At 67.0% G+C, this 13,266-nt stretch carries 11 protein-coding genes, 3 tRNA genes and 1 pseudogene; 12 read left to right on the top strand and 3 right to left on the bottom strand.

Annotated elements, in window-relative coordinates; all coding sequences use genetic code 11:
* The first annotated feature begins 16 nt into the window (after positions 1-16).
* From recO to nagZ, 4 genes are read left to right on the top strand one after another with little or no spacing between them, the layout of a single operon-like run.
* Positions 17-904, top strand: a complete 888-nt coding sequence (recO, locus tag DN412_RS27580) for a DNA repair protein RecO (protein ID WP_115214481.1) — start codon at positions 17-19, stop codon at positions 902-904.
* Positions 905-943: 39 nt separating this feature from the next.
* On the top strand, positions 944-1,726 hold the full coding sequence (pdxJ, locus tag DN412_RS27575; protein ID WP_115214480.1) for a pyridoxine 5'-phosphate synthase: 783 nt from the start codon (positions 944-946) through the stop codon (positions 1,724-1,726).
* Positions 1,723-2,145 (top strand): holo-ACP synthase, encoded by a 423-nt coding sequence (gene acpS / locus DN412_RS27570; RefSeq protein WP_078197090.1) that lies wholly within the window; start codon positions 1,723-1,725, stop codon positions 2,143-2,145. Before pdxJ ends, acpS begins: the two co-directional genes overlap by 4 nt.
* A gap of 14 nt (positions 2,146-2,159) precedes the next feature.
* The gene (gene nagZ, locus DN412_RS27565) at positions 2,160-3,209 is read left to right on the top strand and encodes a beta-N-acetylhexosaminidase (RefSeq protein WP_115214479.1); all 1,050 of its coding nucleotides are present in this window, start codon (positions 2,160-2,162) and stop codon (positions 3,207-3,209) included.
* Between the two features lie 87 nt (positions 3,210-3,296).
* Here nagZ and efp read toward each other — a convergent pair whose 3' ends face one another.
* Both efp and earP read right to left on the bottom strand, forming a co-directional pair.
* Complete coding sequence (gene efp / locus DN412_RS27560; protein ID WP_115214478.1) at positions 3,297-3,857, bottom strand: elongation factor P; 561 nt, start codon at positions 3,855-3,857, stop codon at positions 3,297-3,299.
* Positions 3,858-4,062: 205 nt separating this feature from the next.
* A complete protein-coding gene (gene earP / locus DN412_RS27555; protein WP_115214477.1) occupies positions 4,063-5,214 on the bottom strand; it encodes an elongation factor P maturation arginine rhamnosyltransferase EarP in 1,152 nt (383 codons plus the stop codon).
* Positions 5,215-5,334: 120 nt separating this feature from the next.
* On the opposite strand from earP, the gene uvrC reads away from it, so the two are divergent.
* The 6 genes from uvrC (at position 5,335) to DN412_RS27525 (ending at position 10,364) form a co-directional block, all read left to right on the top strand.
* The gene (uvrC, locus tag DN412_RS27550; protein ID WP_115214476.1) at positions 5,335-7,422 is read left to right on the top strand and encodes an excinuclease ABC subunit UvrC; all 2,088 of its coding nucleotides are present in this window, start codon (positions 5,335-5,337) and stop codon (positions 7,420-7,422) included.
* A 116-nt stretch (positions 7,423-7,538) separates the two neighbouring features.
* Positions 7,539-8,138: a CDP-diacylglycerol--glycerol-3-phosphate 3-phosphatidyltransferase gene (pgsA, locus tag DN412_RS27545; RefSeq protein WP_115214475.1), complete on the top strand. Its 600-nt coding sequence runs from the start codon at positions 7,539-7,541 to the stop codon at positions 8,136-8,138.
* Between the two features lie 172 nt (positions 8,139-8,310).
* Positions 8,311-8,386, top strand: a tRNA-Gly gene (locus DN412_RS27540).
* Positions 8,387-8,445: 59 nt separating this feature from the next.
* A tRNA-Gly gene (locus DN412_RS27535) sits at positions 8,446-8,521 on the top strand.
* Between the two features lie 120 nt (positions 8,522-8,641).
* Positions 8,642-8,715, top strand: a tRNA-Cys gene (locus DN412_RS27530).
* A gap of 404 nt (positions 8,716-9,119) precedes the next feature.
* Positions 9,120-10,364 (top strand): cation:proton antiporter domain-containing protein, encoded by a 1,245-nt coding sequence (locus DN412_RS27525; protein ID WP_115214474.1) that lies wholly within the window; start codon positions 9,120-9,122, stop codon positions 10,362-10,364.
* Between the two features lie 20 nt (positions 10,365-10,384).
* Here the strand turns inward: DN412_RS27525 and DN412_RS27520 are convergent, their stop codons facing one another.
* A complete protein-coding gene (locus tag DN412_RS27520; RefSeq protein WP_115214473.1) occupies positions 10,385-11,329 on the bottom strand; it encodes a LysR family transcriptional regulator in 945 nt (314 codons plus the stop codon).
* A gap of 98 nt (positions 11,330-11,427) precedes the next feature.
* Between DN412_RS27520 and DN412_RS27515 the strand changes: the two genes are divergently transcribed.
* Both DN412_RS27515 and DN412_RS44735 read left to right on the top strand, forming a co-directional pair.
* A complete protein-coding gene (locus DN412_RS27515) occupies positions 11,428-12,522 on the top strand; it encodes a YeiH family protein (RefSeq protein WP_115214472.1) in 1,095 nt (364 codons plus the stop codon).
* A 259-nt stretch (positions 12,523-12,781) separates the two neighbouring features.
* Positions 12,782-13,266 (top strand): annotated as a pseudogene (locus DN412_RS44735) (hypothetical protein); the annotation flags it as partial.

The raw sequence follows: 13,266 nt of genomic DNA, 5'->3' as shown, positions 1-13,266 counted from the left end.
AAAAGGCGAGCCACCGGTGAGCAAGACGGCTGATATCGCACGCGTGCCGGCGCCCCGCGCCCGCCGCGCCGACCCCGTGGTCGACGAGGCCGCCGAACTGCTCGACAGCAGGGCGCTGCCCGGCATGGCCGACGCCGCTGCGCGGGCGATGATGGACCGCGCCATGCGCATCGTGCCGGCGCGCCCCGAATCGCGCGTGGCCGAACAGCCGGGCTTCGTGCTGCACGCCTGGCCGTATCGCGAGACCAGCCTGATCCTGGACCTGTTCACGCGCGACTACGGCCGCATCTCGATGGTGGCCAAGGGGGCCAAGCGCCCGCACTCGGCGTTGCGCGCTGTGCTGCAGCACTTCCATCCGGTGTCGGTGTCATGGAGCGGGCGCGGCGAGGTCAAGACCCTGACCAAGGCCGAGTGGGTCGGCGGCATGCCGCCGCTGGCCGGCGATGCGCTGCTGTCGGCGTTCTACCTGAACGAGCTGCTGATGCGCTTCTGCCCGCGCGAGGACGCGCATCCGGCCTTGTTCCGCCATTACCTGACAACGCTGACGCGGCTGGCGCACGGCGAGCAAGCCGGGCTGGTGCTGCGCGGCTTTGAACGCGTGCTGCTGCAGGAAACCGGCTTCGCGGTGGCCTTCGACCAGTGCCTGAGCACCGGCGAGCGGGTCCTGCCCGGCCTGGACTATGTCTACCAGCCCGAGCGCGGCGTGCGCCGCGCGCAGCCGAGCGACCCCTCTTCGTGGCCGGTAGTGTCGGGCCAGACGCTGCTGGACATGGCGCAGGACGACTACAGCCGCGCGCAGACCGCCGCGCAAAGCCGCGCGCTGATGCGTTTCCTGCTGCATTATTATCTGCAAGGCGCGCCGCTGAAGACGCGCCAGATACTGATCGACCTGCAGTATCTCTGACCGACTAGAACCCTCCGACTTACTCCTGCTCCTGCTCGCATGATCTTCCACGCAAATCCGGGCGTCATCGACCTTGGCGTCAATATCGACCACGTCGCCACGCTGCGCAATGCGCGCGGCACCGTGTATCCCGATCCCATCCGTGCCGCGCTGCTGGCGGAACAGGCCGGCGCCGACCTGATCACGCTGCACCTGCGCGAAGACCGCCGCCATATCCGCGATGCCGACGTGCGCGCGCTGCGTCCGCAACTGGCCACGCGCATGAACCTGGAATGCGCGATCACGCAGGAAATGCTCGACATCGCCTGCGAGATCCGCCCGCAGGACGTGTGCCTGGTGCCGGAGCGCCGCGAGGAAGTGACCACCGAGGGCGGCCTGGATGTGGCCGGGCGCTTCGAGCAGGTCAAGGCGGCGTGCGCGCAGCTGGCCGGTGCGGGCATCCGCGTGTCGCTGTTCATCGATGCCGATGCCGGCCAGATCGCCGCCGCGGCCGCGTGCGGCGCGCCGGTGATCGAGCTGCATACCGGCCGCTACGCCGATGCGCATACGCCCGATGAGCAGGCGATCGAGTTCCGCCGCATCGCCGATGGCGTCGATGCCGGCCAGAAGCACGGGCTGGTGGTCAACGCTGGCCACGGCCTGCACTACACCAACGTGCAGCCGATTGCCGCGCTGCCCGGCATCAAGGAGCTGAACATCGGCCACGCGATCGTCGCGCATGCGGTGTTCGCGGGCTGGGAGAACGCGGTGCGCGAGATGAAGGCCATCATGGTCGCCGCGCGCCTGGGCACGCAATATCCTGCCGGGGGCACCCCGGCGTGATCTACGGCGTCGGCACCGACATCATCCAGATCGCCCGCGTGCAGGGCGTGATGGAACGCACCAACGGCCGCTTTGCCGAGAAGGTGCTGGGCCCGGATGAACTGGCCAAGTACCACGCCCGCAAGGCGCGTTCCGAAAAGCGCGGCCTGGCCTTCCTGGCCACGCGCTTCGCCGCCAAGGAAGCGTTCTCCAAGGCCATCGGCCTGGGTATGCGCTGGCCGATGACGTGGCGCGCCATGGAACTGATGAACCTGCCGTCGGGCGAGCCGACACCGGTATGCCATGGCGAACTGGCTGCATGGCTGGCGGAACGCGGGCTCGCCGTGCGGGTCAGTGTCAGTGACGAACATGATTACGCAGTCGCCTTCGCCATTGCCGAGCGCACGGGCGGGGCGGCGTCCCAACCTACAGCTTTGTGAATCCAACCACTTCCATGTCCAAGAAGAATTCCGGCAAGCGGCCGGGCCCGGTGGTCCTCGACGTCGCCGGCAAGCAGCTCGACGCGGAGGACGCGCGCCGCATCGCGCATCCGCTGACCGGCGGCGTGATCCTGTTCGCGCGCAATTTCGAGTCGCGCGCGCAACTGCAGGCGCTGACGCGCGCAATCCGCGCGGTGCGCGACGACGTGCTGATCTGCATCGACCATGAAGGCGGGCGCGTGCAGCGCTGCAAGACCGACGGCTTCACCCACCTGCCGGCGATGCACCGCCTGGGCGAGCTGTGGGAGCGCGACGTGCTGGCCGCGACCAAGGCGGCTGTCGCCTGCGGCTACGTGCTGGCCGCCGAGCTGCGCGCCTGCGACATCGACCTGAGCTTCACCCCGGTGCTGGACCTGGACTATGGGCGCAGTGCCGTGATCGGCGACCGCGCCTTCCACGCCGACCCGCGCGTGGTGTCGATGCTGGCCGGCCACCTGAACCACGGCCTGCTGCTGGCGGGCATGAGCAACTGCGGCAAGCATTTCCCCGGCCACGGCTATGTCGAGGCCGATTCGCACGTGGCGATCCCGGTCGACGAGCGCCCGCTGGACCAGATTCTCGGCCAGGATGCGCGCCCGTACGAATGGCTGGGGCTGTCGCTGTCGTCGGTGATGCCGGCGCACGTGATCTACCCCAAGGTCGACCCGAACCCGGCCGGCTTCTCGCGCTACTGGCTGCAGGACGTGCTACGCGCGCAACTGGGCTTCGAGGGCGTGATCTTCAGCGACGACCTCAGCATGGAAGGCGCCAGCGTGGCCGGCAACGTCACCGAGGCCGCGCGTGCCGCGCTGAGCGCGGGCTGCGACATGGTGCTGATCTGCAACCATCCGGACCGCGCCGACCAGTTGCTGACCGAGCTGGACACGGGCATCGACAAGACCTCGCAGCGCCGCATCCGCAAGCTGTTCGCGCGCAGGAAGCCGCTGGACTGGAACAAGCTGCACCAGGAAGGCGAGTACCGCGCCGCGCTGCGCACGCTGAAGGAGCACGACCTGATCGCCTGACCGGGTCTCGTGCAGAAACAAAAATGGCAGCCGAGGCTGCCATTTTTATTGACCGGCCCCGCGCTGAAGCGGGGCGAAGCAAGCGCCTTAGTTGGCGCGGCTGCGGTATTCGCCGGTGCGGGTGTCGATTTCGATCTTGTCGCCGATGTTGCAGAACAGCGGCACTTGCAGCTCGAAGCCGGTGTTGATCTTTGCGCCCTTGAGCACCTTGCCCGACGAGGTGTCGCCCTTGACGGCCGGCTCGGTGTAGACGATCTCACGGACCAGCGTGGTCGGCATTTCGACCGAGATGGCCTTGTCGTTGTAGAACACCACTTCGACGTTCATGCCGTCCTCGAGGTAGTTCAGCGAGTCACCCATGCTGTCCTTCTCGACTTCGTACTGGTTGTATTCGGTGTCCATGAACACGTACATCGGGTCAGCGAAGTACGAGTAGGTGCATTCGCGGCGCTCGAGCACCACCACTTCGAACTTGTCGTCGGCCTTGAACACCGACTCGCCCGGTGCGTCCGTCAGCAGGTTCTTGTACTTCATCTTGACCACAGCGGCGTTGCGGCCCGACTTGTTGTATTCGGCCTTCTGCACGACCATCGGATCGCCGCCGATCATGAACACGTTACCGACGCGGAGTTCCTGTGCGATTTTCATCTGAACTGATTTCCTGAAAAATAAAGTCTAGGAATTTGGAATGGCGAAGGCGCGCTGCCGGCGTTCCCGCGGTAAGCCCGCGAGAGCCAGGATCCACGCGCTCGCGACCCCGTGCCCAGCTTGCTTTCAGGCCTTTGCCCGGCGTTGCATCAACGCCAGGACAAGACCCTGGTTTTCCGGCCCGGTCGCCATTTGGATCAACCGGTTATTTTACCTGATTTTCGCAAAACGCCACCAGGTTGGCGGCAAGGTCGCCGGGGTGCTGCAAACGCCGCTCCCAGCGCGGCGCGATTGCCGCTAGTGCCGGCAGCTGCGCACGCAGGCGCGGCCAGTTCACGGCGTTGCCGTAGCCGTTCCAGGCGTGCCAGAAATCCGTCAGCGCGGCCGCTGCCTCCGGGGCCACCCCGCCCTGGCCGAACAGGTCGAGCCAGGCGTCCAGCTTGACCCGGTGCGCGGCGTCGTCCTGGGGGTAGATGTGCCAGACCAGCGGCCGCGCTGCCCATTGCGCGCGCACGAAGGAATCCTCGCCGCGCACGAAATTGAGGTCGCAGGCCCACAGCAGCTCGTCATAGTGCTCTTGCCTCACGAAGGGGATGGCCTGCGCGCACAGGCTGCCGCGTTCCACCGGCGCGCCAGGCTGCAGCGGGACGCCCAGCCATTCCGCCACCTGGCTGGCGGCCAGGCCGGCGGGGACGAGGCAGTGGATGGCCTCGCCGCCGGCGCGCCATTGTTCCAGCAGCGCCGGCAGGGCGGGGTTGCGGTAGGCGAACAGGCTCACGCGCAGCGCATCGGGCCGTGGTGTCACGCCAAGCCGGTGCCACAGGGCCGCCTGCGCTGCCGCACCGCTCAGGAACGCCTGGCGTTGCCCGCCCAGCATCGATTCACGCAGCAGGCCGCCGGTGCCGGGCTCGAAACCGGGGAAGAAGAAGTGCTTGACCAGCGGCAACCGCGGATGGGGTGAGGGCATCGCGTGGTGTTCGCGCACCCAGGGCTCGGCGCTCAGGTATTCCAGGTTGATCCAGGCGGGTTTGGGCTGGCGCGCCGCCATGCGGTCGAGGAAGGCCTGCGGCAGGTGGCAGGCAAAGGCTTCGATGACGGCGTCGTGGGGCGTGGCGTCGCCGGTGCTGTCCCGTGCGCCGGGCTGCCACGGGCGGATCTCGACGCCGGCCAGGTGCTGCACGGCGGCGCTGGGATCGAGCTCCGGCGCCAGGCGGGCGAAGCTTGCCAGGTCATCGACCCATAGCCGCACCGCGTGCCCGTGCTCCTGCGCCAGCTGGCGGGCCAGCCGCCAGCAGACGCCGATGTCGCCGAAGTTGTCGATCACGGTGCAGAAGATGTCCCAGGAGCGGATAGGCATGTGTGTGCGGTAGGGTGTGGGGGGGCGCGGGCAGGGCGTCCGCGGAATTGCTCTAAACTTGCGATTTTAGAGGCCACGCCGCTTTGGTGCGCGCTGGCCCGCAGCGGTCACCGTCCCCACATGTCAGAGCAGCAACCCGATTCCCCGAATCCCGCCGACGAGGTACCGGCCGAGGCGCATGCCGACGTGCCCGCCGACGTGCCCGCCGATAAGCCGGCCGACAAGCAGCCCGATGCGCTGGCCGCCGATGCGCCGGCCGAACCGTTTGACGCCCGCCCGGTCATCTCCCGTCTGCCGGGCCTGCCCGGTGTATACCGCTATTTCGACGCCAACGGCAATGTGCTGTACGTGGGCAAGGCGCGCGACCTGAAGAAGCGGGTATCGAGCTATTTCAACAAGACCCAGCTATCGCCGCGCATTGCGATGATGGTGGCGCGCATTGCCCGCATCGACACCACGGTGGTGCGCACCGAGGCCGAGGCGCTGCTGCTCGAGAACAACCTGATCAAGGCGCTGGCGCCGCGCTACAACATCCTGTTCCGTGACGACAAGTCGTACCCGTTCCTCAAGCTGACCGGGCACCGCTTTCCGCGCATGGCGTACTACCGCGGCGCCACCGACCGCAAGCACCAGTATTTCGGGCCGTTCCCGAGCGCCTATGCCGTGCGCGAGAGCATGCAGATCCTGCAGAAGGTGTTCCAGCTGCGCACCTGCGAGGACACCGTCTTCAACAACCGCACGCGGCCGTGCCTGCTGCACCAGATCCATCGTTGCACCGGGCCGTGCGTCAACGCCATCAGCGAAGAGGACTACGCGCGCGATGTCACTAACGCGGCGCGCTTCCTGCAAGGCCGCCAGACCGAGGTGCTGGAGGGCCTGCAGGGCAAGATGGAGCAGCACGCCGGGCGGCTGGAATTCGAGCAGGCTGCGGCGGTGCGCGACCAGATCGCGGCGCTGTCGACCGTGCTCAAGCGCCAGGCGGTGGAAGAGGTGGGCGGGCAGGCGCGCGACATCGACGTGCTGGCCGTCGCCGTGGAGGGCGGGCGCGCCTGCGTCAACCTGGCCATGGTGCGCGGCAGCCGGCATCTGGGCGACAAGGCGTACTTCCCGGCGCATGCCGACGAAGCGGCGATGATCGTCGAGGATGCCGATGAACGCGCGGATGACGGTGCGGAGGGGGCGGACAGCGCCCAAGCCGCGCCGCCGCTGACCGTCGACCGTATCGCCACGCGCGTGCTGTCGGCCTTCATGGTGCAGCATTACCTGGAGCAGCCGGCGCCGCCCATCATCGTCGTCAGCCATGCGCTGGACGATGCCACGGTGCTCGAGGCGCTGACGCTGCACGCCGGACGCAAGGTCACGCTGGTGCGCCAGCCCCAGGGCCAGCGCAAGGTCTGGCTGGAGATGGCGCAGCAGGGCGCGGCGCTGGCGCTGTCGCGCCGCCTGGCCGAGCAGGGCAGCCACGAAGCCCGCACGCGCGCGCTGGCCGAAACCATCGGGCTGGACCTGGAGGACCTGGCGCTGCTGCGCGTGGAATGCTTCGACATCAGCCATACCGCCGGCGAGGCCACCCAGGCGTCGTGCGTGGTGTACCACCACCATGACATGCAGAACAGCGAATACCGTCGCTACAACATCCAGGACATCATTCCCGGCGATGACTACGCGGCCATGCGCCAGGTGCTGACGCGGCGCTACCAGAAGCTGGTCGAGCAGATCCAGGAGGACGGCGGCATGGAGGCCGGCGGCGAAGCCGCGGCCCTGGTGCCGCAGATCGTGCTGATCGACGGCGGCAAGGGCCAGGTCGAGGTGGCGCGGCAGGTATTCGAGGAGCTGGGGCTGGATATCGGCCTGCTGGTCGGCGTGGCCAAGGGCGAGGGCCGCAAGGTCGGCCTGGAGACGCTGGTGTTTGCCGATGGCCGCCCCTCGCTGGAGCTGGGGCAGGGCAGCGCCGCGCTGATGCTGGTGGCGCAGATCCGCGACGAGGCGCACCGCTTTGCCATCACCGGCATGCGCGCGCGCCGCGCCAAGACGCGCACCACCTCGCGGCTGGAAGAGATCGAGGGCATTGGCGCGCGCCGGCGCCAGAAGCTGCTGACCCGCTTCGGCGGGCTGCGCGGCGTGATGGCTGCCAGCATCGATGAGTTGGCCAGCGTCGAGGGCATTTCACGCGGCCTGGCCGAAGAGATCTACCGGCAGCTGCACTGATCGCGCCTGCCGCGCTTTGCGGCGGCCGTGCAGGAAAATGGCCAATGATGGTCGATTGGCCCGGAAATCGGCGACAATCGCAAGATTGGTTACCGTCCCCCCGCCGCCCGAGTTCCATGCCCTTCAATATCCCGATCCTGCTGACCTGGCTTCGCGTCGCCATGATTCCCCTGGTGGTAGGGGTCTTCTACCTGCCGGACGCATGGCTGCCGATGCACACCAAGAACCTGACGGCGGCGTCGTTCTTCATCATCGCCGCGGTGACGGACTGGCTGGACGGGTTTCTTGCGCGACGCTGGAACCAGACGTCATCGTTTGGCGCTTTCCTGGATCCGGTCGCCGACAAGCTGATGGTGACGGCGGCGCTGCTGTCGCTGCTGGCGCTGGGGCGGGTCACCGATCTGATTGCGCTGGTGATCATCGGGCGTGAGATCACCATCTCGGCGCTGCGCGAATGGATGGCGCAGATCGGCGCTTCCAAAAGCGTCGCGGTGAATTTCCTCGGCAAGCTCAAGACCACCGTGCAGATGATTGCGATCCCGCTGCTGCTGTACAGCGACCGCCTGCTTGGCTTCGATGCCCATCTGCTCGGCACGTGGATGATCTATGTGGCGGCGGTGCTGACGCTGTGGTCGATGTTCTATTACATGAAGCTGGCATGGCCGCAGATCCGCGAGCGCAGTGGGGTGGTGGCGCGCGCCGGCGCGCCGAAGTGAAAAGAATTTCGAAAAAGGTGTTGACGAGGAGAGCCGTTCTTTGCATAATCTCATTCTCGTTGCTGACGACGCAAACGAAAGCAGCGAGATAAGGTTGGTTTAGCGCAAGATGTTGTGAAATAACAGCGTGTTGCGGCATAAAACACCTTAGTTTGATTTCGGTGGTGCCCCTGCGGGAGTAGCTCAGTTGGTAGAGCGCAACCTTGCCAAGGTTGAGGTCGCGAGTTCGAGACTCGTCTCCCGCTCCAGGTTAAAGAAGGTCCGGCAGCGTGATCACGCGATGCGGGGCTGGCAGTAAAAGTTGTATGCGGGAGTAGCTCAGTTGGTAGAGCGCAACCTTGCCAAGGTTGAGGTCGCGAGTTCGAGACTCGTCTCCCGCTCCAATCCCCAAAGGGAAGCAACGCTTCCCTTTTTGTTTGGGTTGAATCGCCGCAAGCAGTTTGCCGAAGATGCGCTCCGGCAGCATTGGCTGAATGCGGATACAATCCAGCAGCACGTCACCTGGCGGGGTGGCAGAGTGGTTATGCAGCGGCCTGCAAAGCCGTGTACGCCGGTTCGATTCCGACCTCCGCCTCCAGTTGCATGCAGAACGGCGCCTCGCGGCGCCGTTTTTGTTTTCCGCGCCCGCTTCGGGCACATCTCTCGTTTCCATGACAGCAAGCAGGCACCGGACTGCCCGCCATCTCCCTGGCGCTGGCACGTGGCGGGCATGTTACATTACTCCTGTCGTACGCTCTTCGGGGGGCTTCGCAAGATGGATCGCGGGGCAGCATGTCAATCGCCATCCCCGATCCGTGACGCGCCGCCGGCGTGTCCGGGGCCGCTGCGGCACTTCCCGTTCTTCCCCGTTCCGATGCTGCTGCCGATTGTTGCGGCGACTGTCCCGCGCTGACCGCTGGTGCGCGCCGGATGCGCTGTTGTGGTTGCCAGGGCAGGGAACGGGTTAGCCGTTCAGCCCCTGACACGAGGAATCCCGCACGCATGCATCACGCCACCCCGCTCATCAGTACCATCGTCGGCGGTATCGTCCTGGCCTTTATCCTTGGCGCCGTCGCCAGCCGGCTGCGCCTGCCGCCGTTGATCGGCTATCTATGCGCGGGCATCGTGGTCGGGCCGCATACGCCCGGCTACACCGCTGATCAGGCGCTGGCGCCGGAGTTGGCCGAGCTTGGCGTGATCTTGCTGATGTTCGGCGTGGGGCTGCATTTCTCGATCAAGGATCTGATGGCGGTCAAGCGCATCGCCATCCCCGGCGCGGTGGTGCAGATCGGCATTGCCACGCTGATGGGCATGCTGGTGGCCTGGGGCTTCGGCTGGTCATGGGGGCAGGGGCTGGTGTACGGGCTGGCACTGTCGGTGGCCAGCACGGTGGTGCTGCTCAAGGCGCTGCAGGAACGTGACCTGGTGGAATCGCCGCAGGGCCGCATCGCGGTTGGCTGGCTGATCGTGGAAGACCTGGCGATGGTGCTGGCCCTGGTGCTGCTGCCGGCGATGGCGGGCCTGCTCGCCGGTTCCGGCGTCCCCTCGGGCGAAGCATCCGGCGAGGCCGCGCCGGGTACCAGTGAAGTGGTGTTTGCGATCTTCGCGACGCTGGGCAAGGTGGCCGCCTTTGTCGCGGTGATGCTGGTGATCGGCCGGCGCTTTATCCCGTGGATGCTGGAGCGCATCGTCTGGACCGGCAACCGCGAGATGTTCCGCCTGGGCGTGCTGGCGACGGCGCTGGGCGTGGCCTATGGCGCCTACGCACTCTTTGGCGTGTCGTTCGCGCTGGGCGCGTTCTTTGCCGGCATGGTGCTGGCCGAATCCGAATTCAGCCATCGCGCGGCCGAGGAGTCGCTGCCGCTGCGCGATGCCTTCGCCGTGCTCTTCTTTGTTTCCGTGGGCATGCTGTTCAACCCGATGGTGCTGGTCAACGACCCGTGGGGCGTGCTGGCGACGGTGTTTATCATCGTGGTCGGCAAGTCGCTGGCGGCGCTGGGCATCGTGCGCGCCTTCGGGCACTCGGGGCAGACCGGCATGACCATCGCCGTGAGCCTGGCGCAGATCGGCGAGTTCTCGTTCATCCTCGCCAGCCTTGGCGTCTACCTGAAGATCCTGCCCGAGCGGGGCCAGGCGCTGATCCTGGCCGGCGCGCTGCTGTCGATCATGCTCAATCCGGTGCTGTTCCACCTGCTCGACTTGTACACCGCACGCCGCAGCCGCGGCGCGGACCCGCAGCCGGCCTGAGGCGCGCGCCTGAGCCAGGCTCAGGCGCCGATCCGCGGCGCCATGGTGCGCAGATATTCGGTAAAGGCCAGCAAGCCCTGGGTCGGGAACTTGTCCTGGTGCACCACCAGCTGCAGCGGCCGCACGATGCGCGGCAGGCCGTCGCGGATCGCGACCAGCGTGCCGCGTTCCAGTTCATCGCGCACCACGTGCAGCGACAGGCAGCTGACGCCGAAGCCGCTCATCACGGCGCGCTTGATGGCCTCGGCGTTGCCCAGCTCCAGCGCGAAGCGCAACTCGCCCAGCAGCGGCACCAGCCGTTCCTCGATGACTTCGCGCGTGCCCGAGCCCGGCTCGCGCACGATCCACTCGGCATCGCGCAGCGCCACCAGGTCGTGCGGCGCGGCCGCCAGCGGATGCGAGGGCCCCACGATCACCACCATCTCGTCGTCGCACCAGCGCACGCTGCGCAGGTCGCGCTCATGGCTGGCGCCTTCGACCAGGCCGATATCGGCTTCGAACTGCAGCAGCGACTGCAGCACCTCGCGCGTATTGCCGATGCGCAGGTCCAGCGTGCATGGGCCGCTGCGCGAGTGACGGAAACCCGCCAGCAATGGCGGCAGCATATAGCTGCCGATGGTATTGCTGGCGGCAATGCGCAGCTGGACCCCGGTCTGGGTCGCGAAACGTTCCAGTTCCTGGGCCTGGTCCAGCAGCGACAGCGCGCGCGGGAAAAACTGGCGCCCGGTTTCATTGATGCTGAGGCGGCGGGCAACGCGGTCGAACAGCGGGCTGTCCAGGGCGCGCTCCAGTTCAGCCAGCGAGGCGCTCACGGCTGACTGCGACATCGCCAGCGCCTGCGCCGCCGCCATGGTGCTGCCATGCTGGGCGACGGCCACGAAGACGGATAGCTGGCGCAGCGTCAGGCGCAGGGGCCGGTGTTCGGGCCGGGGCGAAGGGTGGTGGGAGTCTGGGCGGGGATCCATATCGATAAAACAAATAATGCATAACGATATTACCCGTTTTACGGGTTAGGTGGGCGCCAGTACGCTTGAGTCACCAAAGCACACAACCCGAGCCTGCCATGTCTTCCGTCTCCGCCCCCCGCACCGCCCCCGCCGCCGCGCCGGCCTTGCCGCCGCCCTGGTCGCAGCGTTTGCTGACGCTGATCCCGCTGGGCGGCATTGCCTGGCTGGCGATGGTGCTGGCCGAGCATCCGGCCGTGTCGCGCTACGGCCTCAGTGCGTTGACGCTGGCCATGTGCGCCGGCATGGTCGCCGCGAATACGCTGCCGCGCCACTGGCTGGCGCCGCTGGCACCCGGGATGCAGGTTGCCCGCCACTATCTGCTGCGCATGGGCGTGGCGCTGTACGGGCTGCGCCTGACCTTTGCCTCGATCGTCGCGCTGGGCCTGCCGGGCATCGTGGTGCCGCTGACCATGCTGGTGGCCACGCTGCTGTTCGGCACCTGGGCGGGCACGACGTTCTTCGGCCTGAGCCGCCGCGAGGCGATCCTGGTCAGCTCGGGCAGCGCCATCTGCGGCGCGGCCGCGGCCATCGCCGTGTCGTCGGTGGTGCGCACCGACGACAAGCAGACCGCGGTGGCGGTGGCGACGGTGGTGCTGTTCGGCACCGTCGGCATGCTGCTCTATCCCTATCTGTATGAACTGGCGACCGGCCACTGGCACTGGGCCATCAGCGAGCGCATGTTCGGCATCTTCACCGGCGCCACGCTGCACGAAGTGGCCCAGGTGATCGCCGCCGGCAAGATGATCAGCGAGCCGACGGCCGACGCCGCCGTGGTGGCCAAGATGGTGCGCGTGCTGGCCCTGGGTCCGCTGCTGCTGGTGATGGCGCTGTGGCCGCAAGGCGGGTCGCAAGGGGAGCAAGGCGCTGCCGGCGGCAATCGCCTGCGCGGCATCCTGAAGTCGGTGCCGTGGTTCGCGGTGGGGTTTGTCGCGGTGATGGCGGTCAACTCGGCCGGCGCCGTGCCCACCGCCTGGAAGGCGCCGCTGATCGCGCTGGACAACTGGCTGCTGGCCTGTGCCATGCTGGCGATTGGCCTGCACACCCGCATCGGCGACCTATTGCGCGCCGGGCGTAAGCCGCTGGCGCTGGCCGGGGTGCTGTTTGTGTTCCTGATGGGAGTGGGTGCGCTGATGTGCTACGCGATGGCGTGAGGCGCGCCTGCAATGACCGGAACAGGGGGCGATGGCCCCCTTTTTTGCTTTTGGAGCGTTGCTTTGGAGCATTTCAAGGCCCTTCCGGCCCCGGCGTGGGCGGAGAAACGATGACTTGTGGTTATTAAGCGGGTCATCGTTATGCCCATGTTGCCGGGTTTCAGCCAGGCACGCGCCTTGTTTCTCAAGAGGCACGCGCCTTGTTTCTCAGGAGCATTCCAAGGCCCTTACCGGCCTCGGCGTGGGCGGAGAAACGGGGATGGGCTATACCGTGAACGGCAGCGCTGCGATGACCGACATTCCAATGGTGCGCGCTCTCGGCCTGGCATGCCGTGGAGTGAGCCCGCACATGAGCCTGGTCCGGGATTCGTCGGCGACAGTGGTGAGCGCAGCGATGCGCATCCCGTTCAGGAGATCGAGTCAACTTCGACGCTTCCCATGGCGCTGCCGTTCACTGACAATTTTGGAGCCGGCCATGGCGATGCGCAAGCGAGACGACGACGAGGTGTTCCCAAATGCGGCGGGGATCGACGTGGGCGCGTCGAGCCACTGGGTGGCAGTGCCGCGGCATCTGGCCGAGCAGGCCGGCTGCGAGCCGGTGCGTGAGTTCGGCGCAATGACCGACGATCTGCATGCGCTGGCCGACTGGCTACTGGCGTGCGGCGTGGACACGGTCGCGCTGGAGTCCACCGGCGTGTATTGGATCCCGGTGTACGAGGTGCTGGAACAACGCGGCTTGACGGT

The organism is Cupriavidus lacunae (assembly GCF_003353055.1).
Lineage (GTDB): Bacteria > Pseudomonadota > Gammaproteobacteria > Burkholderiales > Burkholderiaceae > Cupriavidus > Cupriavidus lacunae.
Note: the sequence above shows the minus strand (reverse complement) of the source record. Positions and strands in the feature narration are given on the sequence as shown.